Origin of the sequence: Gemmiger formicilis, from assembly GCF_024462815.1 — a bacterium.
GTDB lineage: Bacteria > Bacillota > Clostridia > Oscillospirales > Ruminococcaceae > Gemmiger.
Map to the genome: position 1 here is coordinate 1 of NZ_JANGCG010000009.1, position 24,843 is coordinate 24,843.

Annotated in this window: 20 protein-coding genes and 1 tRNA gene; 15 read left to right on the top strand and 6 right to left on the bottom strand. The window is 60.8% G+C overall.

Going from position 1 to position 24,843, the window contains the following annotated elements; all coding sequences use genetic code 11:
• The first annotated feature begins 62 nt into the window (after positions 1-62).
• A tRNA-Glu gene (locus NE623_RS08905) sits at positions 63-137 on the top strand.
• A 460-nt stretch (positions 138-597) separates the two neighbouring features.
• Positions 598-1,590, top strand: coding sequence for a 2-hydroxyacid dehydrogenase (locus NE623_RS08910; RefSeq protein ID WP_256273278.1), 993 nt, complete (start codon positions 598-600; stop codon positions 1,588-1,590).
• Between the two features lie 86 nt (positions 1,591-1,676).
• Here NE623_RS08910 and NE623_RS08915 read toward each other — a convergent pair whose 3' ends face one another.
• Positions 1,677-2,774 carry a mannonate dehydratase gene (locus NE623_RS08915; protein ID WP_256273280.1) on the bottom strand — a complete coding sequence of 366 codons (1,098 nt, stop codon included), beginning with the start codon at positions 2,772-2,774 and terminating at the stop codon, positions 1,677-1,679.
• Between the two features lie 180 nt (positions 2,775-2,954).
• Positions 2,955-4,571 carry a mannitol dehydrogenase family protein gene (locus tag NE623_RS08920; protein WP_256273281.1) on the bottom strand — a complete coding sequence of 539 codons (1,617 nt, stop codon included), beginning with the start codon at positions 4,569-4,571 and terminating at the stop codon, positions 2,955-2,957.
• A 174-nt stretch (positions 4,572-4,745) separates the two neighbouring features.
• On the opposite strand from NE623_RS08920, the gene NE623_RS08925 reads away from it, so the two are divergent.
• Positions 4,746-5,609, top strand: coding sequence for a helix-turn-helix domain-containing protein (locus tag NE623_RS08925; RefSeq protein WP_256273282.1), 864 nt, complete (start codon positions 4,746-4,748; stop codon positions 5,607-5,609).
• A gap of 372 nt (positions 5,610-5,981) precedes the next feature.
• On the opposite strand, the gene NE623_RS08930 is transcribed toward NE623_RS08925, so the two are convergent.
• A complete protein-coding gene (locus tag NE623_RS08930) occupies positions 5,982-7,697 on the bottom strand; it encodes an ammonium transporter (RefSeq protein ID WP_256273283.1) in 1,716 nt (571 codons plus the stop codon).
• 364 nt (positions 7,698-8,061) lie between these two features.
• Here NE623_RS08930 and NE623_RS08935 point away from each other — a divergent pair, with 364 nt between their 5' ends.
• Both NE623_RS08935 and NE623_RS08940 read left to right on the top strand, forming a co-directional pair.
• Entirely contained in the window at positions 8,062-8,466 is a 405-nt protein-coding gene (locus NE623_RS08935) for an OadG family transporter subunit (protein WP_256273286.1), read from the top strand.
• Between the two features lie 12 nt (positions 8,467-8,478).
• Positions 8,479-9,669: a sodium ion-translocating decarboxylase subunit beta gene (locus NE623_RS08940; protein ID WP_256273287.1), complete on the top strand. Its 1,191-nt coding sequence runs from the start codon at positions 8,479-8,481 to the stop codon at positions 9,667-9,669.
• Between the two features lie 253 nt (positions 9,670-9,922).
• Here NE623_RS08940 and NE623_RS08945 read toward each other — a convergent pair whose 3' ends face one another.
• Positions 9,923-10,984, bottom strand: coding sequence for a hypothetical protein (locus NE623_RS08945; protein WP_256273288.1), 1,062 nt, complete (start codon positions 10,982-10,984; stop codon positions 9,923-9,925).
• A gap of 3 nt (positions 10,985-10,987) precedes the next feature.
• Positions 10,988-11,476 carry an RNA polymerase sigma factor gene (locus NE623_RS08950; RefSeq protein WP_256273289.1) on the bottom strand — a complete coding sequence of 163 codons (489 nt, stop codon included), beginning with the start codon at positions 11,474-11,476 and terminating at the stop codon, positions 10,988-10,990.
• A 137-nt stretch (positions 11,477-11,613) separates the two neighbouring features.
• Between NE623_RS08950 and NE623_RS08955 the strand changes: the two genes are divergently transcribed.
• The 8 genes from NE623_RS08955 (at position 11,614) to scfB (ending at position 20,452) form a co-directional block, all read left to right on the top strand.
• On the top strand, positions 11,614-12,495 hold the full coding sequence (locus NE623_RS08955) for a ribonuclease Z (RefSeq protein ID WP_256273312.1): 882 nt from the start codon (positions 11,614-11,616) through the stop codon (positions 12,493-12,495).
• Positions 12,492-12,824: a NusG domain II-containing protein gene (locus NE623_RS08960; protein WP_256273290.1), complete on the top strand. Its 333-nt coding sequence runs from the start codon at positions 12,492-12,494 to the stop codon at positions 12,822-12,824. The genes NE623_RS08955 and NE623_RS08960 overlap by 4 nt, the downstream gene beginning before the upstream one ends.
• Before the next feature lie 124 nt (positions 12,825-12,948).
• On the top strand, positions 12,949-13,449 hold the full coding sequence (locus tag NE623_RS08965; RefSeq protein ID WP_256273291.1) for a GNAT family N-acetyltransferase: 501 nt from the start codon (positions 12,949-12,951) through the stop codon (positions 13,447-13,449).
• Positions 13,450-13,610: 161 nt separating this feature from the next.
• The gene (locus NE623_RS08970) at positions 13,611-14,744 is read left to right on the top strand and encodes an exonuclease SbcCD subunit D (RefSeq protein ID WP_256273292.1); all 1,134 of its coding nucleotides are present in this window, start codon (positions 13,611-13,613) and stop codon (positions 14,742-14,744) included.
• The gene (locus NE623_RS08975) at positions 14,741-17,236 is read left to right on the top strand and encodes an AAA family ATPase (protein ID WP_256273293.1); all 2,496 of its coding nucleotides are present in this window, start codon (positions 14,741-14,743) and stop codon (positions 17,234-17,236) included. The genes NE623_RS08970 and NE623_RS08975 overlap by 4 nt, the downstream gene beginning before the upstream one ends.
• Positions 17,237-18,649, top strand: a complete 1,413-nt coding sequence (locus NE623_RS08980) for an aminotransferase class I/II-fold pyridoxal phosphate-dependent enzyme (protein ID WP_256273294.1) — start codon at positions 17,237-17,239, stop codon at positions 18,647-18,649. It abuts the gene before it with no gap.
• 72 nt (positions 18,650-18,721) lie between these two features.
• Positions 18,722-18,868, top strand: a complete 147-nt coding sequence (gene scfA, locus NE623_RS08985; RefSeq protein ID WP_078784854.1) for a six-cysteine ranthipeptide SCIFF — start codon at positions 18,722-18,724, stop codon at positions 18,866-18,868.
• 126 nt (positions 18,869-18,994) lie between these two features.
• The gene (gene scfB, locus NE623_RS08990) at positions 18,995-20,452 is read left to right on the top strand and encodes a thioether cross-link-forming SCIFF peptide maturase (RefSeq protein ID WP_256273298.1); all 1,458 of its coding nucleotides are present in this window, start codon (positions 18,995-18,997) and stop codon (positions 20,450-20,452) included.
• Positions 20,453-20,545: 93 nt separating this feature from the next.
• Here scfB and NE623_RS08995 read toward each other — a convergent pair whose 3' ends face one another.
• Positions 20,546-22,333 (bottom strand): aminopeptidase P family protein, encoded by a 1,788-nt coding sequence (locus NE623_RS08995; protein WP_256273300.1) that lies wholly within the window; start codon positions 22,331-22,333, stop codon positions 20,546-20,548.
• A 293-nt stretch (positions 22,334-22,626) separates the two neighbouring features.
• On the opposite strand from NE623_RS08995, the gene NE623_RS09000 reads away from it, so the two are divergent.
• Positions 22,627-23,808 (top strand): GTP-binding protein, encoded by a 1,182-nt coding sequence (locus NE623_RS09000; protein ID WP_256273302.1) that lies wholly within the window; start codon positions 22,627-22,629, stop codon positions 23,806-23,808.
• Between the two features lie 33 nt (positions 23,809-23,841).
• Positions 23,842-24,819, top strand: a complete 978-nt coding sequence (locus NE623_RS09005; protein ID WP_256273303.1) for a TIGR03943 family putative permease subunit — start codon at positions 23,842-23,844, stop codon at positions 24,817-24,819.
• Positions 24,820-24,843 lie beyond the last annotated feature (24 nt).

The window sequence follows — 24,843 nt, forward strand, 5'->3', positions numbered from 1 at the left end:
AAGATAGTTGGCTGGAAACGGCCTGTGAAAATAGGTAGATGCCGGCTTCTCTTTTTTATTATGGCCCGTTGGTCAAGCGGTTAAGACAGCGGCCTCTCACGCCGTTAACGTGGGTTCGATTCCCGCACGGGTCACCAAAAAATGCTCCCCAGCTTAGGCTGGGGAGTTTTTTGGTGCTTCCGTGCGAGGAATCGAACAGGACGGCCGCCCGCAGGCGGCAAAAAACAATCCTGCGGATTGTTTTTTAGTCCGCGGGAGATGGACGCACGGGTCACCAAAAAGCTCAGCCTTGAAAGAGGCTGGGCTTTTTCTTTTATGAAGAATAAATATTTGAACAGAGGAGTGTGGGAATCGAAAAGCCCTGGCCCCGCGGGAGATTCCCCGCGCGGTGCGGCAGTTTGCCAAACGGAAACACGCGGCAAACCGGAGACGGCATATAGAACAAACCGGCCGCGGGGCGTCGGGGCCCCGCCCCTACAGGGAGAAAACAGAAAGTGAACAGGCGGATTTGTTGGCCGAACAACGGAAAAATGGCGGTTAGTGTGGTATACTGGAGCCGTAAAAGACAGATACTGAAGGGGACTGGGGGAAAATTTTATGAAAATTATTTTTTATGGCACGCGGGAGTATGACCACTACTATTTTGATGTGCTGGCGGCGGACCCGGAATATGGGTGCGGAATCAAATTCCTGACGGCCAATCTGGACGCGGATACTGCAACGCTGGCGCATGGCGGAGATGCGGTGTGCGCCTTTGTCAATGCGGACTGCTCGGCGCCGGTGCTGGAAAAGCTGGCGCATGGCGGTATCCGCTGCCTGCTGATGCGCTGCGCGGGCTACAATAACGTGGATTTGGCGGCTGCCAAACAGTACGGTATCACCGTGCTGCGCGTGCCGGGCTACAGCCCGGAGGCGGTGGCGGAGCACGCCATGGCGCTGGCGCAGGCCGCGAACCGCCGCATCTGCAAGGCCTATATCAAGGTGCGCAACAACAATTTTGCGCTGGACGGCCTGTTGGGCTCGAACCTGTACGGCTCCACGGCGGGCATTGTGGGCACGGGGCGTATTGGCGCGGCTATGGCCCGTATCTGCCACGGCTACGGCATGACGGTGCTGGCTTATGACCAGTACAAAAATCCAACGTTGGAAGGCCTTGTGCGCTATGTGGAGCTGGATGAGCTGCTGCGCACCGCGGATCTGGTCAGCCTGCACTGCCCGCTGACGTCCGAAACACACCACATGATTAACGCGGATACCATCAAAATGATGCGGGACAGCGCGGTGCTGGTCAACACGAGCCGCGGCGGGCTGATTGACACCCGCGCCCTGATTGACGCGCTGCGGGCCCGCAAGTTTGCGGGCGTGGGACTGGACGTATACGAGGATGAGAATGGCCAAGTATTTGAGGATTTCTCCGATGATGTGTTGAAAAATGAGGTAGTGCCCATCCTGATGAGCTTCCCGAATGTGGTGGTGACGAGCCATCAGGCGTTCTTTACGCGCACAGCACTGCAGAGCATTGCCATCGTCACGATGGAAAATGCGCGCGCCTTTGCCCGGGGCGAGAAGCTGGTCAATGAGGTAAAATAAGCGCGATACAATGAACAAACAAAAAAGCCGCTGCTTTTTGGGCAGCGACTTTTTTGTTTTATACAGCAACTTGAGGATGGCAAGAATTATTTGTTCTTCTCTTCGTCGAGGCGATCCAGCAGGTCCCAGACGCCCAGCATATACTGTACGCCGAGGGCACGGTCATACTTGCCGTAGCCGGGGCGGCAGTTGCCGGGGCCCTCCTCCCACAGCTGACGACCGTGGTCGGGACGGATGCAGCCATCAAAGCCGCAATCGTGGTAGGCACGCAGAATCTCGATGATGCCGGTCTCGCCGCAGCAATCGCGGTGGGCAGCCTCAGAGAAGTCACCGTTCTCAAAGTGGTGGATGTTGCGCACGTGGGCGAACGGGATGCGGTCGCAGTGCTTGCGCACAATGGCGGCCACGTTGTTGTTGGGGTTGGCGTTCAGGCTGCCGGAGCAGAGCGTCAGGCAGTTGTACGGATCGTCAACCATCGTCAGGAAGCGGTCGATGCTCTCGGCGTCCACCAGCAGGCGGGGCAGGCCGAAGATGTCCCATGGGGGATCGTCCTGATGAATGGCCATCTTGATGTCGCACTCGCGGCAGGTGGGCATAATGGCTTCCAGGAAGTACTTCAGGTTATCCCACAGCTTCTCCTTGGTGACGGGGGCGTAGGCCTTGAACAGCTCGTCCAGCTTGGCCATACGCTCCGGCTCCCAGCCGGGGAAGGTCATATTGTACTTCTCGGTGAACTCGAGAATGTAGTTGGCCATGCCCTTGTAATCGTCCTGAATCAGGTCCTTCTGATAGAACAGGGCGGTGGAGCCGTCGCCGACAGGATGGAACAGGTCGGTGCGGGTCCAGTCAAAGATGGGCATGAAGTTGTAGCAGATGGTCTTGACGCCGAACTTGGACAGATTGCGAATGCACTGCTTGTAGTTCTCGATGTACTGGTCGCGGGTGGGCAGGCCAATCTTGATGTCATCGTGAACGTTGACGGACTCGACAACGGTAGCGCTGAAGCCGTAGGAGTGAATCAGGTCAACGACCTCTTTGATTTCGTTCTCCTCCCAGATTTCGCCGGGCATCTTGTTGTGCAGGGCCCAGACGATTTCCTCAACACCGGGAATCTGCTTAATGTCGCTGAGGGTGATGGGGTCATTGCCCTCACCATACCAGCGCCAACCCATTTTCATAGACATATGGTGCTCCTTTATGTTTGAAGTGTTATTGTTAAATGGCTTCCCTCTTGGGGGAAGCTGTCACCGGAGGTGACTGATGAGGGGAAAGTCCGCGATGATTGACCGTTGACGGCAGAACGCGGAAGCCTTGCCCTCATCCGGCCCTTGTGGGCCACCTTCCCCCGGAGGGGAGAAGGCAAATCAGGCGTTCACAGCCTCGTGCAGGGTCTTGCGGACGGCGCCGGGGCCGGCAATCTCAGCCTTGAAGTAGGCCTTGATCTTGTCTGCCAGAACGGTCTTGGTCAGGTCGCTGCCGAAGATGGAAGCGTTGGACAGGATGCCGTCCAGCTGGTCGGTGACAGTCTCGGGCTTGCCGAACTCGATGCCGGCGAGCTTGGCCTGCAGGTCGTCCTTCAGCGGGTCAGCGGAAACCTCAAAGGCATTGCCGTTGTCATCGATGGCCAGCAGGTAGCGCAGCCAGCCGGCGATGGCCAGAGGAATGGAAACGAGGCTGTTCAGGTCGCGGCCCTCGGCGATGTAGCTCTTGATGGTCTCGCCGAAGCGGATGCCGACCTTCTGAGAAGTATCGGTTGCGATGCGCTGCGGCGTGTCGGGCATGAAGGGGTTGGGCAGGCGCTGCTCGATGACCTCGTCAATGAAGGCCTTGGGGGCCAGAATCTTCGGGTCAACGACGACCGGCAGGCCCTCGACATAGCCCAGACGCTTGATGAGGGCAACGATGTCCTCGTCCTTCATCTCGGCGCAGATCAGGTCGTAGCCCAGCATGCAGCCGTAGACGCTCATAGCGGTGTGCAGGGGGTTCAGGCAGGTGGTGACCTTCATGCGCTCGGTCTTGTTGACGGTCTCGCGGTCGGTCATATAGACGCCGGCCTTCTCCAGAGCAGGGCGGCCGTTGGGGAACTTGTCCTCAACCACCAGATACTGCGGGCGCTCGGCGTTGACGAAGGCCGCAATGAAGGTGTTCTTGGAGGTGACGATGGGGGTCATACCCTCAATGCCGTCCTTCTCCAGAGACTCCTCAACAATCTTGTGGGGGCGCGGGGTAATCTTGTCAATCATGGACCAGGGGAAGGTAATCTTGCTCTCGTCAGACAGGTAGTCGATGAAGTCCTGGCCGACAAAGCCCTTCTCCAGCCATGCCTTGGCAACGGTCATAACGCTGGTCTGCAGCTTCTCGCCGTTGTGAGAGCAGTTGTCCATGCTGACAACTGCCAGAGGGTAAGCACCGTTCTGGAAACGCTCCAGCAGCAGGGCGGCGACCATGCTCATAGCGTGGCGGGCGTGGGCGGGGCCCTCGTCAATGTCGGCCTGCACAACGGGCATCAGGCTGCCGTCCGGACGGTACAGTGCGTAGCCCTTCTCGGTGATGGTGAAGGAAATCATCTGCAGGCTGGGGTCGGTGAAAATCTGCTTGAAGCGGGCCATCATCTCGGCATCGGCGGAGTTGGCGCGCAGACCCTCGGCCACAGAGCCGATAATCTCACGGCTGGTGGTGCCGTCCGGGTTCAGGGTGACGTTCATCGTCAGATTGTCATAGGGGGTGTAAATCTTGTCGATGATGTCATAGTCGAAGGTGTCGGCCGCGATGATGCCGCGGTCAGCCAGCCCCTCGTTCAGCAGGCGCTGCTGCAGGGCGGCGATGAAGCCGCGGAAGATGTTGCCAGCGCCGAAGTGTACCCAGATGGGATGCTCCTTGGTGGCGGCAGTCATGGCCGCGTGGTCAAAAGCGGGCAGCTTGACGCCCAGCTTCTCCCACTCCGCCTTCTGGTTGACAATAGAAGAAGAATTCATCTGCATAATGATTTGCTCCTTTATGTTTTGTTGCTGTATGGGGTGGTCAGATACCACCCGCGATGGTTATAGTATACATCCGAACTTTTTGCAAGAAAATGACCCATGTTGCTTGAAAAATTGCGAAAATTGCGGTAAAATCGAAGTATCGTAAAAAATGGACTTTTGGGAGAAAAAACTATGTCCAATTACAACCCCTACACCAAACGCCAGACAATGATAGAGCCGGACTATGAGGTCTACCGCTATCGGTCCACCTATATGAACGAGGTGGAGCTGCATCATCATGACTTTTATGAAATCTATCTGCTGCTGCGCGGGCGGGTGGAGTACATTGTTGAGAACCAGCTCTACCGCGTGCGCCCTGGTGACTGGATGCTGTGCAGCCCGCTGGAGCTGCATCAGGCCCGCATTGCCACCGATGCCGATGCCTACGAGCGCATTGTGCTCTGGATTGCCCGGCCGTTTCTGGAAAATTTGTCGACTCCACGCACAAGTCTGACCCGCTGCTTTGATACGACCGTCCCCGGCCACACGAACCTGCTGCGCCTGCCGGGGGCGACCGGCGCACCGCTGCGCACAACGGTGGACCGGCTGTGCGCCCTGAAGGCGAACAAGGACTACGGCAGCGACCTTTTGGCCCAGAGCGCGCTGGTGGAGCTGCTGGTGGGGCTGAACCGCGCCGCCGCCGACCGCGGGGATGCGCGGCCCATCGGCACCAGTGACCAGGTGGTCGATGCGGTGCTGCATTACATCAACGAGCACTACAGCGAGACGCTGACGCTGGACCAGCTCTCGGAGAAGTTTTTTATCAGCAAGTACCATCTGCTGCGCAAGTTTGATGCACAGGTTGGAACAACGGTACATCGCTATATTTTGCAAAAGCGCCTGCTGAACGCCAAGCAGCTGCTGGCCGGCGGCGTGCCCCCGAACGAGGTCTGCCAGTATTGCGGCTTCGGCGATTATGCGAACTTTTACCGCGCCTTCCGTGCGGAGTACAACCAGACCCCGCGGCAGTATATCCAGAGCGCGAGAGGAAAGTGATGCCCCTGCGTTACAGGCAAACGGCTGCTGGCTGGCAGCCTCCCCCTTATCCGGCCCTGCGGGGCCACCTTCCCCCCAAGGGGAAGGCTTTTTTGGGAGCCTGTAGGGAAGGGGCTTGACCCCTCCGCTGTTTACCACCAAATGCCGCAAATCATCCGCTGGTTCGTAGGGGCGGCATATATACCGCCCGGCGGTTTCCCGCAAGCAGCATTTACCGGATAGCCGCCGCGGGTGGAGCAGAGCCCCGCCCCAACTGCGCTACTTCCGGAAATGGCATATAACCATATAACCATATAACAAACCAAGCCCCTTCCGTTTCCAGACGGAAGGGGCTTTACTGACCTTTATACCTTATATATAATAGAGAAACGCTTATTCAACATCCTGCAGGGCGGCGTAATCCTGCTCGCCGGTGCGGACCTTGACAACCTTGGCAACGTTGTACACAAAAATCTTGCCGTCGCCGATGTGGCCGGTGTACAGGGTCCTGGTGGCCGTCTCGATGATTTTTTCCACCGGAATCTTGCTGACCACAACCTCGACCTTGACCTTCGGCAGCAGGGTGGCGTCTACCTCGGCGCCGCGGTACTTCTCGCCACTGCCCTTCTGCAGGCCGCAGCCCATCACCTGCGTGACGGTCATACCGGTTACGCCAATCTCGTTCAGGGCGCGCTTGAGCGCCTCAAACTTGGCCAGCTGCACAATGATGGAAACCTTGTGCATACCGGAATCCAGCTCAGCGGGCAGCGGAGACTCCTTGACAACCTTGACCGCTGCGGCAACCTTCTCGGGGCTGGCCTTGGTGACATCATCCTCGCCGAGGTCGGTGTTCTCGTTGGCGTCCAGCTCAGCATAGGTGGCATCGCTAATGGCAAAGCCCGCGTAGGCGCTGGTCAGGCCGTGCTCGTGAATGTCCAGACCATCCAGCTCCTCCTTCTCAGAGACACGCAGGCCGATGGTCTTTTTGATGATGGTAAAGATGAGGAACATCGTCACCAGCACCCACGCGGCCACGCTGACAACGCCCAGCAGCTGCAGGCCCAGCTTGGCAAGGCCGCCGCCGTAGAACAGGCCGCCTTCGGTGGCGAACAGACCCACGGCGATGGTGCCCCAGGCACCGTTCACGCAGTGCACCGAAACCGCACCGACAGGGTCGTCAATCTTGGCAATCTTGTCAAAGAACTCCACCGAGAAGATGCAGAGCACACCGGCCACGATGCCGATGATGGCTGCGCCGAAGGGGTCAACCAAATCGCAGCCTGCGGTGATGGCCACAAGGCCCGCCAGTGCGCCGTTGAAGGTGAGCGAAACATCGGGCTTGCCGTAGCGCACCCAGCTGACAATCAGCGCGGCAACGGTGGCCAGCGCGGCGGCAAGGTTGGTGTTGAAGCAAATCAGACCCGCGGAAACCATCGTGTCATCGCCGGTCATGCTGACGGTGGAGCCGCCGTTGAAGCCGAACCAGCAGAACCACAGGATAAAGACGCCCAGCGCCATGGCGGTCAGGTTGTGGCCGGGGATGGCCCGCGGCGTGCCCGCTTTGTTGTACTTGCCGATGCGCGGGCCAAGCATCCACGCGCCGAGGCAGGCCGTGACGCCGCCGACAAAGTGGACGGCCGTGGAGCCTGCGAAATCATGGAAGCCCAGCTGGGCCAGCCAGCCGCCGCCCCAGATCCAGTGGCCGGAAATGGGGTAGACGATCAGGCTGATGGCGGCGGAGTAGCAGCAGTAGGCGCTGAACTTCGTGCGCTCGGCCATAGAGCCGGAGACAATGGTGGCGGCGGTGGCACAGAACACCGTCTGGAACACCGCGTAGACCCAGACCGGCAGCGTGCCGAAATCATAACTGCCGCGGATGAACGGGTCAAACCCGCCGATGAGTGCGCCCGAGCCGGCGAACATAATGCCGAAGCCTACAATCCAGTAGCAGGGTGTGCCGATACAAAAATCCATCATATTCTTCATCAGAATATTGCCGGTGTTCTTTGCGCGGGTAAGGCCAGCTTCGCACAAAGCAAAGCCTGCCTGCATAAAGAACACGAGGAACGCCGCAACCAATGTCCATGTAACGTCTGCTGAGTTGTACATACCTTGAAACCCCTCTCTCATCAATGCGATAGAAACAAGAAAAGCGCCGGGCAGAAATTACTTCTGCCCGGCGCCTTTGCCGTTCCTTCGTTGAGCTTATGCTACCACAGCAAAACGCGCAGGTCAAGAGGGTAAGTTAACATTTTGTTCACTTTTGTGGAAGCTGCTACACAAATGCCCGAAACCGCCGCGCCGGAATTGTGCAGATTGCGGTGCCCGGGCGTTGTTTTTGCCAAACCGTACATTTCCCTAAATTTATTCATTTTTTTGTAAAAAAATCTACCCAAAAATTTTTCTTTGTGCTATAATATCATCAAATGGCCTTTTTCCAAAGGCTGCTTACCAATCATAAGGAGGATCATCCATGCCCAACCTAGCTCTGCTTGCCTTGGAAGCCCGCGACGGCACCGTTGTTCTTACCAGTATTACGCTGGTTTTCGCGATGCTGGTGGCCCTGTGCCTCATTATCACGCTGGAAGGCAAGATTTTCGACGCTCTCAACAATAAGAAAAACAATAAGCCTGCAGCACCCAAGGCCCCGGCTGCCAAGGCAGCTCCTGCCGCAAAGCCCGCCGCCCCGGTGGCCAAGGCTGACAACGGCGCTATCCCCGGTGAGATTATCGCCGCAATCTCCGCTGCTGTGGCCGAGGTAATGGGCAGCAATGCCGTCATCCGCGGCATCAAGCGCATCACCAAGCCCGCTGCCGGTTCCCGCCGCGGTGCCTGGGGTGAAGCAGGCGTGCGTGAACACACCACGCCCTTTATGTAAGGAGGTACGGCAATGGGTGCTATTTTTACCAATATTGCGGAAATCTTCGCCAAGTCCGGCTGGGCGCAGATTTTCTTTGCAGAGGGCGGCTGGAAGTACGCCGTCATGATTGCAGTGGCCTGCGTGCTGCTGTATCTGGCCATTGTCAAGCAGTTTGAGCCTCTGCTGCTGCTGCCCATCGGCTTCGGTATGCTGATGACCAACCTGCCGCTGGATGGCATCTTCCATATGAACATCTTCATCAACGAGACGAACCACATCGACTGGGCGCTGCTCGGCTCCTCCGGCGGTATGGTCGACTACATCTATCTGGGCGTTAAGCTCGGCATCTATCCGCCGCTGATTTTCCTCGGCATCGGTACCATGACCGACTTTGAGCCGCTGATTGCCCGCCCGTCCAGCCTGCTGCTGGGCGCTGCCGCACAGCTGGGTATCTTCTTCACCTTTGTCGGCGCTAAGATTCTGGGCTTCACCAACCAGGAGGCCGGCGCTATCGGCATCATCGGCGGTGCGGATGGCCCGACCGCTATCTACGTTACCACCAAACTGGCCCCGCATCTGCTGGGCTCCATCGCGGTTGCCGCGTACTGCTATATGGCGCTGGTGCCTGTTATCCAGCCGCCTATCATGAAGGCCCTGACCACCGAGAAGGAGCGCCAGATCGTTATGACTGCGCCCCGCCGTGTCTCCAAGACCGAGAAGATTCTGTTCCCTATCATCGTCACCATCATTGTTGCCCTGACCCTGCCTGATGCCGCCATTCTGGTCGGCTGCCTGATGATGGGCAACCTGATGAAGGAGTCCGGCGTTGTCGAGCGTATCACCAAGACCGCCGGCAATGAGCTGATGAACATCATCACCATCTTCCTCGGCTTCTCTGTTGGCTGCACCACCAACGCCGCCACCTTCCTGAACATCCAGACCGTTGAGATTATCGTTCTGGGCATCGTTGCCTTCGGTGTCGGCACCGCTGGCGGCGTTATCCTGGGCAAGATTATGTGCGTTGTCACCCACGGCAAGATCAACCCGCTGATTGGTTCCGCCGGTGTTTCCGCTGTGCCTATGGCCGCCCGCGTTTCCCAGAAGGTCGGCCAGGAGTACAACCCCCGCAACTATCTGCTCATGCACGCCATGGGCCCCAACGTTGCCGGTGTTATCGGCTCCGCAGTTGCTGCCGGTATCCTGATCAATATGTTCGGCTAATCGGCTGAAAATACTATAACGCCCCCGCATGGCTTCCTGCCACGCGGGGGCGCTTTTTTGGCTTTTGTTTCTGTGAGGGGGCTTGCCCCCGCGGGGCGTCGGGGACGCCGCCCCCTACGGTACCGGGAACGGCATATGCCCGCAAACGGCGGCGGGGTGGGGGCACCCCGCCCTACGGATTGCCCATCAACGGTTACCCTGTAGGGGCCGGGTATGCCCGGCCCGGTGGTTTCCCGCAACTGTCCTTTCCCGGTTATTCCACCGCAAAGCGTTCGCCGTCAATCTCGACATAGGCAATGGCGGCGGGGTCAATCAAATCGTAGCTGTCTACCCGCAGCGTCATCAGGCCGGAGCTGCTGCTCTCGCGGCCATAGTAGCCCCCCTTGTAAAACTTCCCGTTCCAGCCGTAGGTCAACTCGGTGCCGTCGGCGCGGAACAGCTTCACGCGGGACTGCACATCGTATCGCGAGGTCCCGCCCAGCGGCAGACTGCCGTGGTTCATGCCACGGACGCTGACCGCCAGCGGTTCCACGCGGATCTGCTGAATATCAAACGTCGCGTCGGGGTATGCCTTGGCTTCCTCGTCGGTCAGGTCGGCGTGGAACCAGTGGCCGCCCTTCAGCGCAATGGTTTTGTCCACATCCACCGTCAGCGTCGTGGGGGCGTCGGGCAGCGTGATTTTTACGCTTGCCTTGGCGCTGTAGTTTGTCAGGTCGCCGATATACAGTGTTCGATTGTTGCTTTTCTCGTGCAAAAGAGGTATATCCACAAAGCAGGATAGCGTGTCGTTCTCGCTTGCTTCATAACGGCCATCCCACGGGCCGACGGCATAGCCGCTGATCGGCCCGACATCGGCGTTGCGTGCACCGTAGTCCCACTTTTTTTCGCTGGCGGTTTCGGGCTTGTACAGGGTGAAATTCGCGGTGTCCCACACTAAGTCATCGGGTTCCATCCCCTGCGCGTTGTCCACATCGTAGAGTATCCGCAGGGTATACTGCCCGCGCAGCAGCGCCTTCACGCTGACCGTATGCCCGCTGATTTCGGCGGTCAGCGGCGCATCCAGCACTTCGCCGTACTTCTGCACAAGGGCGTTTGCTTCGTTCGCGGTGCTCATCGGCTGGAAGAAGCCCAGCACCACGGCCCCCGCCGCCACAAGGCAGAGCGCCGCGGCGGCGATGGCGACCCGCCAGCCGCGCACCACGCGCAACTTGGGGCGGCGTGCCAGCACTTTTTCACGCAGTGCCGCAGTTTCCTGCGCCGTCAGCGGCTCGGAAAGCGGCGGGTGGTCGTTCATCCAACGTTCCAGTTCGGTCATAGGTCAAACCTCCTTCAATAGCTTTTGCAGGGCCAGCCGCGCCCGGTGCAGCCGGGTGCGCACGGTGGCGGCGGGCATATCGAACGCGGCCCCCAGCTGGGCGGCGGTCTCGCCGTACAGGTACCGGCGCAGGAAAAGCTCCCCATCCGGCGGCGGCAGAGCCATAATCTGCGCTATCAGCTCCCGGCTTTCCAGCGTGCTTTCCAGCGCCACGGCCAGTTCGGCATCGTCCCGGTCGTCCAGCGGCAGTGTCTCGCCGCGGCGCAGCAGGGCGCGGTAGCGGTCAATGGCGCACTGCCGTGCAGTCAGCACCACCAGCCGCCGCCGGTGCGCGGGGCCTGCGGGCAGTCCGGCGCCGCGCCATAGCTTGTAAAAGGTGTCTGCCTCGGCTTCCTCGGCGTCCTGCGGGTGGCCGGGCAGAATGGCCCGGCATACGGCCCGCACCGCGCCGCCGTATTCCTGCAGCAGCTTGTCCAGCTCATGCTCTGTCATAGGCGTTGCCCCCTTTCACTAAGATTATACGATAAAAACAGGGCAAGCGTTTCAAAAATTTGCGAAAAATCGCAGACTGTGCTATAATACGCATAATAATGGGAGAGTGTTGAAAAGAGGTGAACAGCTTGCTGAAAGTGACGCTTTTGGGCACAGGGGGCACACAGCCCCTGCCGGAGCGCGCGCTGGCCGCAGCCGCTGTGACGGTGGGCGGGCGCAGCGTGCTGCTGGACTGCGGCGAGGGCACACAGGTTGGCCTGCGGCGGTACGGCGTGAGCGCGTACCGGCTTTCGGCTGTGCTGCTGACCCACTACCACGGCGACCATATTCTGGGTCTGCCGGGGCTTTTGCAGACACTGGGCAGCCTGAACCGCACCGAGCCGCTGACGATTTACGGCCCCCGCGGCATAGAGCCGGTGGCGCAGGCTGTCATGGCGCTGGCCGGGGCGCAGCCATACCCGGTGCGCTGGCAGGCGATAGACGGCACTTTTGCCGTGGATACGCTGAAAATCACGCCTGTCCCATTGAAACACCGCGTGCCATGCCAGGGCTATGTGCTGGATCTGCCCCGCGCAGGGAAATTCGATGCGGCGCGGGCAAAAGCGGCGGGCATCCCGCTGGAATACTGGTCCGTGCTGCAAAGGGGCGAGAGCATCGGCGGGTTTGCGCCCGAGCAGGTGCTGGGTGCGCCGCGCCGCGGCCTGAAGGTGGTCTACGCCACCGACACCCGCCCCTGCCCGGCGCTGCAGGCCGCCGCCGAAAGCGCTGACCTACTCTGCATGGACGCCACCTACGCCGAGGATGTGGATTTGCCCAAGGCAAAGCTCTACGGCCATTCCACCTGCCGCGAGGTGGGGGCGCTGGCTGCGGCCGCCCATGTGCGCCGCCTGTGGCTGACCCATTATAGCGCCGCTGTGACCGACACCGCGCCGGGGTTGGACGCGGCCCGCGCCGCCTGCCCCCATGCCGTGGCCGGTTACGATGGCCTGACCGAGGAACTGGAATTTGACAAGGTATGACGGATAAAAAGAAAAATCTATTGTTTATCGCGGTGATTCTGGCCGTGGCCGCGGTGCTTTGGCTGGCCACGCGCACCGGCGGCACCGGGCACACCGCCGTGCTGCGCTACGGCGACCAGCAGGTGGAGCAGCGCATCGACCTGCGCCGCAACGCCGACTACGATGTGGATACCGGGCTGTACACCATCCATCTGCACGTGGAAAACGGCGGCATTGCCTTTGTGGACAGCCCATGCCCCGACCACACCTGTGAGCGCTTCGGCGTGCTGAAAAACGAGGGCGACTGGGCCGCCTGTATGCCCGCCCAAGCCAGCCTGACCGTAGAATAAATAAAAAATAAGAAATAATAAATAATAAATATGCGCCAGTTTTTTTGTTTTCGACCGCAGGGAGAAAACACCACCAAATTTATTATTTATTATTTATTCTCTATTATTTAAAAAAGGAGTCCCCATGAACCCGACATTCAAGCAAGTGACCAAAACCCGCTATGTGCAGCTTGTAGCAGAGCTGGCGCAGGAAATTTTTGTCCAGCATTACACCAAGCTGACCCCGAAGGTGGCCGCCGCACTGGCCGACAAGTACCAGAGCGATATTCTGACCGATGATGAAATCCACAGCGGCGTCATCAACTACTTTTTGATCTACCTCGGCACCGAGCCGGTGGGCTATTTTGCGCTGGACCTGGGCCCCGCGGGCGCTATGTGCCTGAGCCGCCTTTTCCTCAAGGAGAAGGCACGCGGGCAGGGCATCGGACGCAGTATCGTGGCCTACGCCCAGAAGCTGGCCGAGGGTGATGGCCGCAGCCGCTTGTATATGCGCATCTGGGCCCGCGACCTAAAGGCCGAGGGCTTTGCCAAAAAGTGCCGCTTCCGCAAGGCCGAAACCGCCCCGATGGAGGTCCTGCCCGGCACCACACTGGACATTACCACGTGGGAGAAGCTGTGGCGGTAAATACGCTGCAGGGCGGCTTCTGTTCACCATCGGCTTTGTAGGGAGGGGTCTTGACCCCTCCGCGTCCGCGGGAAGCTGTCACCGAAGGTGATTGATTAGGGCCAACCTTGCGTGGTAGACCGTTTCCGCGCAACCGCAACCATACAATCTGGAGATACAACATGAAATTTCTGCACTTGGCTGACCTGCACCTTGGCAAACGGGTCAACGGGTTTGATATGCTGGAGGATCAGCGGTTTATTCTTGAACAAATCCTTAGCCTATGTGAAAAACACGGCGTAGAAGCCGTCCTTCTGGCCGGTGACATCTATGATACCCCGGTGCCGCCCGCCGCGGCCTGCACGCTGCTGGACTGGTTTCTGACCCAGCTCTCCGCGCGCAAAATCCCGGTGCTGGCGGTGTCCGGCAACCATGACAGCGCCGAGCGCCTCGACTTTGCCAGCGGCCTGCTGGCCGGGCAGGGTGTACACATTGCCGGGCGTTTCACCGGCTGCCCGCGTCAGGTGGTGCTGTATGACCGGTTCGGCCCGGTCGAGTTCACGCTGCTGCCCTTTGTGCGGGCCGCCACGGTGCGCCACTATCTGCCGGAGGCCGAAATCACCGACTACGATTCCGCTGTCGGCGCGGCGCTGGCCGTCTGTGAGCCCGCCGCCCCGCGCCGCGTGCTGGTGGCCCACCAGATGGTGGTTTCCGGCGTGTGCCCGCCCCAACTGGCGGGCAGCGAGACCGCACCCCTGACGGTCGGCACGGTGGATTCTGTCGATGCTTCGCGGTTTGCGGGCTTCTGCTATGCGGCGCTGGGGCACATCCACCGCGCCCAGCGCGTCGGCATTGACGCGGTGCGTTACGCGGGTGCGCCGCTGTGTTACCATCTGGACGAGTGCGGGCTGCAAAAATCCGTCACCCTTGTGCGCCTTGGCAAGCGCGGTGTGGAGAAAATCGACCAACTGCCGCTGACGCCGCGCCGCGCTATGCGCCACCTGACCGGCCCGCTGGCCAAGCTGGTGGAGCACCCCACCGACACCGAGGATTACATCTGGGCCACCCTGACCGACCCCACGCCGCTGCCTGACGCGATGGCGCAGCTGCGTGCCGCCTACCCCAACGCCATGCGGCTGGACTACCAGCCCCGCGGCGCGGCGGCCCTGCCTGCCGAGATGACCCAGGCCGTGAAGGGCAAGCCCTTTGCCGAGCTGTTCCAGGACTTTTTCACCAAGATGAACGGCCGGCCGCTGACCACCGAGGAAGTGCTGGCTGTGAAAAAATTGCGCGAGGAGGCGTCGAAAACAGAATGAAACCCCAGAAGCTGATTCTGAACGCCTTCGGCCCTTATGCCGCGCACACCGAGCTGGACTTTGCAGCCTTCGGCGGCAATGGGCTGTTCCTTATTGGCGGCGATACCGGCGCGGGCAAGACTGCCCTGTTTGATGCCATCACCTTCGCCCTCTATGGCGAGGCTTCCGGCGAGAACCGAAAAACAACGATGCTGCGCAGCGATTTTGCGGCGCCGGACGTGGAAACTTCGGTGGAGCTGACCTTTACCCACCGCGGGCGCACCTACACCGTGCGCCGCTGGCCCGACCAGCAGCGTGCCGCCAAGCGCGGCAGCGGTATGGTCAAGGTGCCCGCCAAGGCTGAGCTCATCCGTGAGCCGGACGAGCCCGTCAGCGGTGCCTCTGCCGTGACCGATGCAGTGGTCAAGCTGCTGGGCATTGACGCCAAGCAGTTTGCACAGGTGTCGATGCTGGCGCAGAACGATTTTACCAAGCTGCTCAACGCGCCCTCCGCCGAGCGTGCCGCTATCCTGCGCCGCATTTTTGACACGGCAGACCACCAGCGTCTGGGACAGGCCGCGCAGGAGCACGCCCGCAAGGCGGACGAGGAATGTAAACGTCTGGATGATGTACTTTTGATGCACGTGGGCGCACTGCTGGGCGAGGGCGCGGACGAGACGACCGCCGCAGACCTGAAGGAAATACAGGCCGAGCGCGACCCCTTTGCCGCCGGTGCCGCTGCCGAGCTGGCCGGGCTGCTGCTGCAGGCCGATGAGGCCAACGAGAAGCGTGAGACCGGCGTGATGCAGGAGCTGGACGAGAAGATTGCCCGCGGTGACGCCGGACTGAAAATTGCCGAGGAGCGCGCCGCCCGCCGCCGCCAGCTGGCCGCACTGATTGCCGAGGAGCAGCGCGCCGCCGATGTGGCGCACCAGACCGACATCATTATGACCGATTTGGAAAAGCGCACGGCGAACGTGAAGGAGGGCATTGCCAAAAACGAGGCCGACCGCGCCGCGCTGAGCCAGGCCGAGGCCGATTTGCTGAAAACCGACCACCGCATTGAGCTGGCGGAGGGGCTTTCGGCTGACTGCAAGCAGCTTTTGCAGAGCCTGACCGATGCCGACCGGGCCGAGCAGGCCGCCGCCGCCCGCCAGAAGGAGTATGTGGCCGCGCAGGCCGCGCTGGACGCGGCTGAGGAAGAATACAGCACGATGCAGCGCCAGCTGAACGCCAACCGCGCCGGATTGCTGGCCAGAGAGCTGGAAAAGGGCAAGCCATGCCCGGTCTGCGGCTCCACCCGGCACCCCAAGATTGCGGCGTTGCCCAAGGGCCACATCACCGAAAAGCAGCTGGAGGAGCGCGAAAAGGAGCTGACGGCCCAGCGTCGCAGCACCGCCGCCGCCAGCCGCACCGCCGGTGACGCCGCCGCCCACGCACATGAGCTGCGCACCGCCTTGCAGCGGGACGCAGATGGATTTTTCGCCCGGCGCGGCGACCGCTACACCGGCAAACCCGCCGCCGAACTGACCGCGGACGAGCTGAAGACCGCCCTGACGACCCAGCAGGAGAGCCTGACCGAGGGGCTGCGCGGCCTGCAGGCCGACCATCTGAAGCTGAAGCAAAAGACCGACCGCGCCAAGAGCCTTGCCCGACAGGCGGAGCTGTTGAGCAGCCAGCTGGCCGATTTGGATAAGCAGAGCTTTGCGGCCAACCGCCGCGCCGCCAACGCTAAGGCGGGCCACGCCGCAGCCACGGCCCGTGTGCAGCAGATGCAGGAAACGATGCCCAAGCGGGACAACCCTGACGCGCTGGCCCAGCTGCAGGATGCACTGGCGCGCCTGCGCCGCGACCGCGCCGCGGCCATGACGGCCCGCGATGCCGCCGTGCACCGCCTGCACACAAACCGCGCCGCGCTGGAAGCGCTGCAGAAGGCGATGAAGGCCAGCGCCGCCGCCCGCGAAAAGCGCGCTATGTGGGATAACCTTTCCAAAACCATCAACGGCAACCTGACCGGAAAAATCAAGCTGCCCTTTGAACAGTACGTACAGGCGTTCTATTTTGATGGTGTGGTCGAGGCTGCCAACCTGCGTTTCACCCGCATGACGGACGGCCAGTACCGCCTGCAGCGCCGCAAGAGCGAAGCCGTGGGCGGCAAGACCGCGCTGGATCTGGACGTCTTTGACGCCTACACCGGCAAGACCCGCCCGGTGGGCAGTCTGTCCGGCGGCGAGAGCTTTATGGCCGCGCTGAGCCTGGCGCTGGGCATAAGCGACACGATTCAGCAGAACGCGGGCGGCGTGGTCATCGAGACGCTCTTTATTGACGAGGGCTTTGGCTCGCTGGACGCCGACAGCCTGGAAAAGGCTGTGGACACGCTGGCCGGGCTGGCCGGTGGGGATAAGCTCATCGGTGTGATTTCCCACGTGGAGGCACTGCAGGACCGCCTGACGCGGCAGATTCATGTGACCAAGACGCGGGCGGGCAGCAAGGCAGAGATAGAGATTTCGTAAATGATGAATGTGAAATCAACGCTGCAGCAAGAATTAGAGGCCCTCTCCGCGGCCCGCTACCCGCTGCATATGCCGGGGCACAAGCGCCGCCAGCCGCCCGCACAGGGGCTGGACTGCTATGCGTGGGATATGACCGAGATTGACGGCGCGGACGATTTGCACGATGCGGACGGCATCCTTGCCGCGGCCATGGCGCGCACGGCGGCGCTGTACGGGGCTCGGCGGTGCTGGTATCTGGTAGGCGGCTCCACGGTCGGTCTGCTGGCGGGTATCCGTGCGCTGGCACCCTTCGGCAGCACGGTCATTGCGGCGCGCAACTGCCACAAGGCCGTCTACCATGCCCTTGAGCTGGGCCGCCTGACGGCCCACTGGCTGACGCCGCCGGTCGATGCACAGTTCGGCGTCTACGGCAGTGTGCGCCCCGCCGATGTGGCCGCCGCGCTGGACGCCGCGCCCGAAGCGCGGTGCGTGATTCTGACCAGCCCGACCTATGAGGGCGTTCTGAGCGATATAGCGTCCATTGTGCAGCTCTGCCACGCCCGCGGCGTGCCGGTGCTGGTGGACGAGGCCCACGGCGCGCACTATCTGCCCTTTGCCGCGCAGTACGGCTGGCAGGGCGGCGCGGTGCAGGCCGGGGCGGACTTGGTGGTGCAAAGCGCCCATAAGACGCTGCCCAGCCTGACCCAGACCGCCTTTTTGCAGCTGAACGGCGATCTGGCGGACCCCGCCGAGGTCGAGCGCCAGCTCGATGTGTTTGAGACGAGCTCGCCGAGCTACCCGCTGCTGGTCAGTCTGGACGGCTGCACCCGGTGGCTGGCGGAGCAGGGGCCGCAGGCCTTTGCCGCGTGGCGCAGCCGCCTGACGGTGTTTGACGAGGCGGCGCGGAAATTTAAGAACATAAAAGTGCTGTGCTACGGCAGCGATGCCCCGCACCCGGACTTTTTTGCGTATGACAGCGGCAAAATTCTGCTGCAGATTGGCGCGGCCGGGGCGGCGTATCTGCGCCGGAACGGCTTTGAACCGGAGATGGTCTGCGGCCCGAACGTGCTGGCAATGACCAGCCCCAGCGACGATGCCGACGCGCTGGAGCGTCTGGCAGACGTGCTGAACGCATGGGACGAAACCGCAACGCCGCCCGCCGCCCCCGCGCATATCTTGCCCGCCCCCGGCGCGGCGCGGTGCACAATTGGCGAAGCGCTGCTGCGCCCCGCGCACACCGTGCCCCTGCGGGACGCCGTGGGGCAGACCGCGGCTGAATACCTTTGGGCTTACCCGCCCGGCGTGCCGCTGGTTGCCCCCGGCGAGACCATCACCGCCGAGCTGACGGCGGCCTGCGCAGAGCTTGCGCAGGCCGGTACAAGGGTGCGCCACACCGGCGGCAGCGACACGGAAGCTATTTTGGTGCTGCGCTGACCTATTGACAAGGCAGGCCGGATTGTGGTACTATAATAATAATTCTAAAATATACAAAGGGGTGACTGTTTTATGAAGCACATCCAGACTCTCGAGACCCGCGATATGGCTAAGAGCCTGCTGAACGGTGGTTGCGGCGAGTGCCAGACCTCCTGCCAGAGCGCCTGCAAGACCAGCTGCGGCATTGCCAACCAGCCTTGCGAGAAGACCGACAAGTAATTTTTGCTGGCTTTGATGCCGGGATGCCGCCATGGCAGCCCGGCATTTTCTATGATACATCGCAGAAATGCGCGGCGTCGGGGACGCCGCACCCCTGCGGAACCCCCAAAAGGAGCAGACAAAACTATGATTCATCAGTATAAACTCAGCGGCTACAATATTGTGCTGGATGTCTACAGCGGCAGCGTGCACGCGGTGGACGATGTGGCGTATGACGCCATCGCCCTGATTGACGCGGGCAACACGCGGGAGCAGGCCGCCGCCGCGCTGGCAAAAAAGTATGCGGGCCGCGCCGATGTAACAGAGGCCGACATCAACGACTGCCTGGATGATATTGACGAGCTGACCGCCGCCGGCCAGCTGTTTGCGCCGGACGCCTACGCCGACCATGCGTTTGACTTCAAGAACCGTTCCAACGTGGTCAAGGCGCTCTGCCTGCACGTGGCACATACCTGCAACCTGAATTGCAGCTACTGCTTTGCTGCGCAGGGCAAATTCCACGGCGAGGCCGGCCTGATGAGCTTTGAAACCGGCAAGCGCGCACTGGATTTCCTGATTGAAAATTCCGGCACCCGCCGCAACCTGGAGGTTGACTTCTTTGGCGGCGAACCGTTGATGAACTTCGAGGTCTGCAAGCAGCTGGTTGCCTATGCACGCAGCATCGAGAAAAAGTACAACAAGAATTTCCGCTTCACGATGACCACCAACGGCATCGGCATCACCGATGAGGTCATCGACTGGTGCAATCAGGAGTGCCACAATGTGGTGCTCTCCCTTGATGGCCGCAAGGAGGTCAATGACCGCTTCCGCGTGGATTTGGCGGGCAACGGCAGCTATGACCGCATTGTACCCAAATTCCAGAAGCTGGTCAAGGCACGTGGCGGCAAGGGCTACTATATGCGCGGCACGTTTACGCATCACAACGTTGATTTTACCAAGGATTTGTTCCATATGGCGGATGATCTGGGCTTCACCGAGCTCTCGATGGAGCCGGTGGTTGCCGCGCCCGATTCCCCCGAGGCCCTGACCGAGGAAGACCTGCCCAAGCTGTTTGACCAGTATGAGCTGCTGGCCAACGATATGCTGCGCCGCCAGAAGGCGGGCAAGCCCATCACCTTCTACCACTACATTCTGGATCTGAAGCACGGCCCCTGCATCTACAAGCGCATTTCGGGCTGCGGCTCCGGCACCGAGTATATGGCCGTGACCCCGTGGGGCGACCTGTACCCCTGCCACCAGTTTGTGGGCGACCCCGACTACAAGCTGGGCAACGTCTGGGACGGCGTGACCAACACCGCCCTGCGCGATGAGTTCAAGCTCTGCAACGTCTATGCCCGCCCCGATTGCAAAGACTGCTGGGCGCGGCTGTACTGCGCGGGTGGCTGCGCGGCCAACGCCCTGCACGCCACCGGGGACATCCACGGCACGTATGAGTACGGCTGCAAGGTGTTCCGCAAGCGGATGGAGTGCGCCCTGATGATGCAGGTGGCCCAACGCCTTGACCCCGAGCTGGCCCAGAACGCTGTCAAGTTCGAGAGCGACTGCGACGGCTGTGGCGAGACCGACTCCGGCTGCGATAACTAAACGATAACTAAACAAAAAAACGGCAGATGCCCGGCGGGGCATCTGCCGTTATTGTTTCCCGGGGAAAGCAGCGCGGTGCCGCCCGGGAAATCATTATCTTGCGAGGGGGGCGCACTTTGCCTTCAGCCAGACCTTTTCCTCCTCGGTCAGGCGGGGGCTGAGCATCTCATAGACATGGGCATGGTAGTCGTTCAGCCAGTTGAGCTGGTCGCGGCTCAGCTCGTCCACCAGCACGGGCTCGGTGGCAATGGGCACCAGCGTCAGCGGGGCAAAGCCCAGCCAGTGGCCGTACTGGTTCTCGCCAAGGCTGACGCACTCCAGCTCATTCTCAATGCGGATGCCGACCTCGTCTGTCTCATAGATGCCGGGCTCATCGGTGATGGTCATACCGGGCTTAAAGACAACCGGGTTGTTCGGGCGCAGGCTCTGGGGCCCCTCATGCACGCCGGAGATGAAGCCGACGCCGTGGCCGGTGCCGCAGCGGTAGTTGATTTTGTGCGCCCAGACCGGGCCGCGGGCAAAGGTGTCCAGCGCAAAGCCGGTGCAGTAATCCAGGAATACGGCGCGGGCCATATCAATGTGGCTCTGCAGCACCCACGTATAATAGCGGCGCTCGTTGTCGGTCAGCGGGCCGACCGGGTAGGTGCGGGTGATGTCGGTCGTGCCGCAGTCATACTGGCCGCCGTTGTCCACCAGCAGGAAGCCGTGGGGCTCAATGGTGCTGTTCACATCGCCCTCGGCGTGGTAGTGCATCATGGCGGCGTTGGTGCCGTAGGCGGCAATCGTGGAGAAGCTGTCCTCAAAGTAGCCGGGCATCTCAGCGCGGCGCTTCTGCAGCATCGTGTCAATGTCAATCTCGGTCAGGGTCTTGCCCTCGGCCAGCGCCTTTTCCAGATCCATCTGGAACCGCACCACGGCGATACCGTCGCGGATGTGGCACTCGCGGATGTTCCTGAGCTCGGTCTCGTTCTTGATGCCCTTCAGCGGGAAGATGGGGTCAGCGCCGAACACGGTCTTGTGGGCGGTCAGGGCCTCGTACAAGGCAAAGTTTGTGACCTTTTCGTCCACCAGGAAAACCTCCTCGGCGGGCAGGGCGCGGACGGCGTCAATCAGTTCCTCATAGCCGCGCAGCGTCACGCCGCTTTCGGCCAGCGTGGCGGCGTCAGCGTCAGACAGACGGCCCGGCGCAATAAACAGCGTGCAGGCGTCCATGGTGACCAGCGCGTAGGCCACGGCCAGCGGGGTGCAGGGCAGGTCGCTGGCGCGCAGGTTCAGCAGCCAGCCCACGCAGTCCAGCCCGGTAACGGCCAGCGCGGTGGCACCGGCCTTCTGCAGCTCGGCGCGGACCATTGCAATGCGGTCGGCGGCGGTGGCACCGGTCTGGGCGGGGGTCAGCAGCGTGCAGGGGGTGTCGGGCAGGGAGGGGCGCTCACCGGTGGCGTCCCAGATAGGCCCGGCTACGTCCTGGCTGCGCAGGGAAGCCCCCTTCTTGGCCAGCGTGTCGATGTACTCCTTGGCGATGGTGGCGGGTACGCAGCTGCCGTCCAGCAGCAGGGTCTCGCCCTCGCCAAAGTGGCTTTCCAGGTATTCGGCCACGGTGGGAACGCCCGCGGAACCGGCGTGCATACATTCAATCTCGCTGCCGGCCAGCTGCTTGTCGGCCTGCACGTAGAAGCGGCCGTCGCACCACAGGGCGCTGCCGGTCTTGGTCACCACCAGCGTGGAGTTCTCGCCGATAAAGCCGGAAAACCACGGCAGTGCGTTATAGTAGCCGGGCAGATACTCGCTGCAGTGCGGGTCACTGGTCATAAGCAGGACGCCGTCAGCCCCCGCTGCCACAGCAGCGGCACGCAGGGCGGCAATCTTTTCGTTGGTAGTCAAAATGGATCGCTCCTTTTGTGTTAGTTAGTGGTTAGGTATATAATACCACTTTTTTTGCAAATAATAAATAAGAAATAAGAAATAATAAAAAAGGTGGAGTTTTCGCCCGGGGGCGAAAACAAAATGTGGGACGCGATGCTGTTCTTTTATAAATTTTGCAAAAAATTCAAAAATTTGTGCGGAAAAAGGCGCAAAACCCCTTGACGCGTTTGCTATAATAGTATTAGCAGTTAGTGTAATAGATTGCCAACTATCTGAACATTTGAACACGTATTGAATAGAGGTACCCAATTATGGCTGAAAACAAAACCAAAATCGACATTTTCTCCGGCTTCCTCGGTGCGGGCAAAACCACCCTTATCAAGAAGCTCATCAAGGAGGCTTTCGCGGGCGAGAAAATCGTCCTGATTGAGAACGAATTCGGCGAAATCGGCATCGACGGCGGCTTTATGCGCGAGGCCGGCATTCAGGTCAACGAGCTGAACTCTGGCTGCATCTGCTGCTCTCTGGTCGGCGACTTCCGCGAGGCACTGAAGAAGGTGGTCGAGACCTACCATCCCGACCGCATCCTGATTGAGCCCTCCGGCGTCGGCAAGCTGAGTGATGTCACCCGCGCTGTCGAGGGTGTGGCCGAGTCCCTGCCGGTGGTGCTGAACAGCTTTGTCACCGTGGCCGATGTCAACAAGGTCAAGATGTATATGAAGAACTTCGGCGAGTTCTACGATGATCAGGTCAGCCACGCCTCCTGCATCATCCTGAGCCGTACCGGCAACGCCAGCGAGGAAAAGATTGCCGCCGCTGTGGCCCTGCTGGCCGAGAAGAACCCCACCGCCACCATCGTGACCACCGACTGGACCGCCCTGACCGGTGCCCAGATCGTCTCCGTTATGGACGGCAAGCGCGACCTTGTGGCCGAGCTGCTGACCGAGGCCCGCGCCGCCAACGTGGCCCACGCCGAGGAGGATGAGCACGAGCACCACCACCATCATCACCACCATGACGATGAGGACGAGCATGAGCACAGCTGCTGCCACCATCACCACGATGACGACGATGATGACGAGGACGAGCACGACCACGGCTGCTGCCACCATCACCACGATGATGATGACGAGGATGAGCACGAGCATCATCACGAGCACCACTATGATGAGCACGGTGTCTGCGCCTGCGGCCATCATCATCACCACCATGACCATGACGCCGACGAGGTGTTCACCAGCTGGGGCAAGGAGACGGCCCACAAGTACAGCCGTGAGGATCTGGAGACGGCCCTGCACGCGCTGGACGAGGGCACTTACGGCGTGATTCTGCGCGCCAAAGGCATCGTGGACGGCGGCGACACCTGGTATGAGTTCGATATGGTCCCCGGCGAGCACGAAATCCGCACCTGCGGCCCCGATGTCACCGGCAAGCTCTGTGTCATCGGCTCTGAGCTGAAGGAGCACGAAATCGCTGAGCTGTTCCACGTGTAAGCACGTCAATTTTCGTGAAAGGATTTCCCGATTATGGCTAAACAAATCCCTGTATATCTTTTTGTCGGCCAGCTGGAAAGCGGCAAGACAAAGTTCATTCAGGAAACGATGGAGGACCCTAACTTCGATTCCGGTGACAAGACCCTGCTGCTGGTCTGCGAGGAGGGCGAGGTTGAGTATGACCCGTCCAAGTTCGCCTTTGGCGGCGTGCACGTTGCCCAGATTGAGGACAAGAGCGAGCTGACCGCCGAGAACCTGACCGCGCTGGAGAAGAAGTCCGGCTGCGGCCGCGTGCTGATTGAGTACAACGGTATGTGGCTGATTCAGGACCTGTACGATGCCCTGCCGGATAACTGGCTGATTTATCAGTGTCTGGCCACGGCGGACGGCACCACCATCAAGACCTATGCGGGCGACAGCGCCATGCGCAGCCTGCTGCTGGACAAGCTGCGCGGCAGTGAGCTGCTGGTTGTCAACCGCGCCGAGGCCGTCAACGATGATGAGAGCCGCCAGCTCATCCACAAGCTGGTGCGTCAGGCCAGCCGCCGCTGCGACATTGCCTATGAGTTCAAGGATGGCAGCGTTGCCTACGATGATATCCCCGACCCGCTGCCCTTTGACGTGGACGCCCCGGTCATTGAAATCCCGGAGGAGTTCTTCGGCGTCTGGTATATGGACTGCATGGATGACCCGAAGAAATATGACGGCAAGACGGTGAAATATCTGGCGCAGGTCTGCCAGACCCCGCAGGCCGGCAAGGGCGCGTTTGTGCCCGGCCGCTTTGCCATGACCTGCTGCGTACAGGATATCCAGTTTGTGGGTATGCCCTGCAAGTACGATGGCTACAAGTCTCTTGAGCAGCGCAGTTGGATTACCGTTACCGCCAAGGTCAACGTCAAGTACCACCCCATCTACAAGGGCCAGACCCCCGATTCCACCGGCCCGGTGCTGACCGCCATCAAGATCGAGCCCGGCGAGAAGCCCGCCCAGGACGTGGTTATGTTCAGCTGAGCTTTACAGCAATAAAAATTGCGC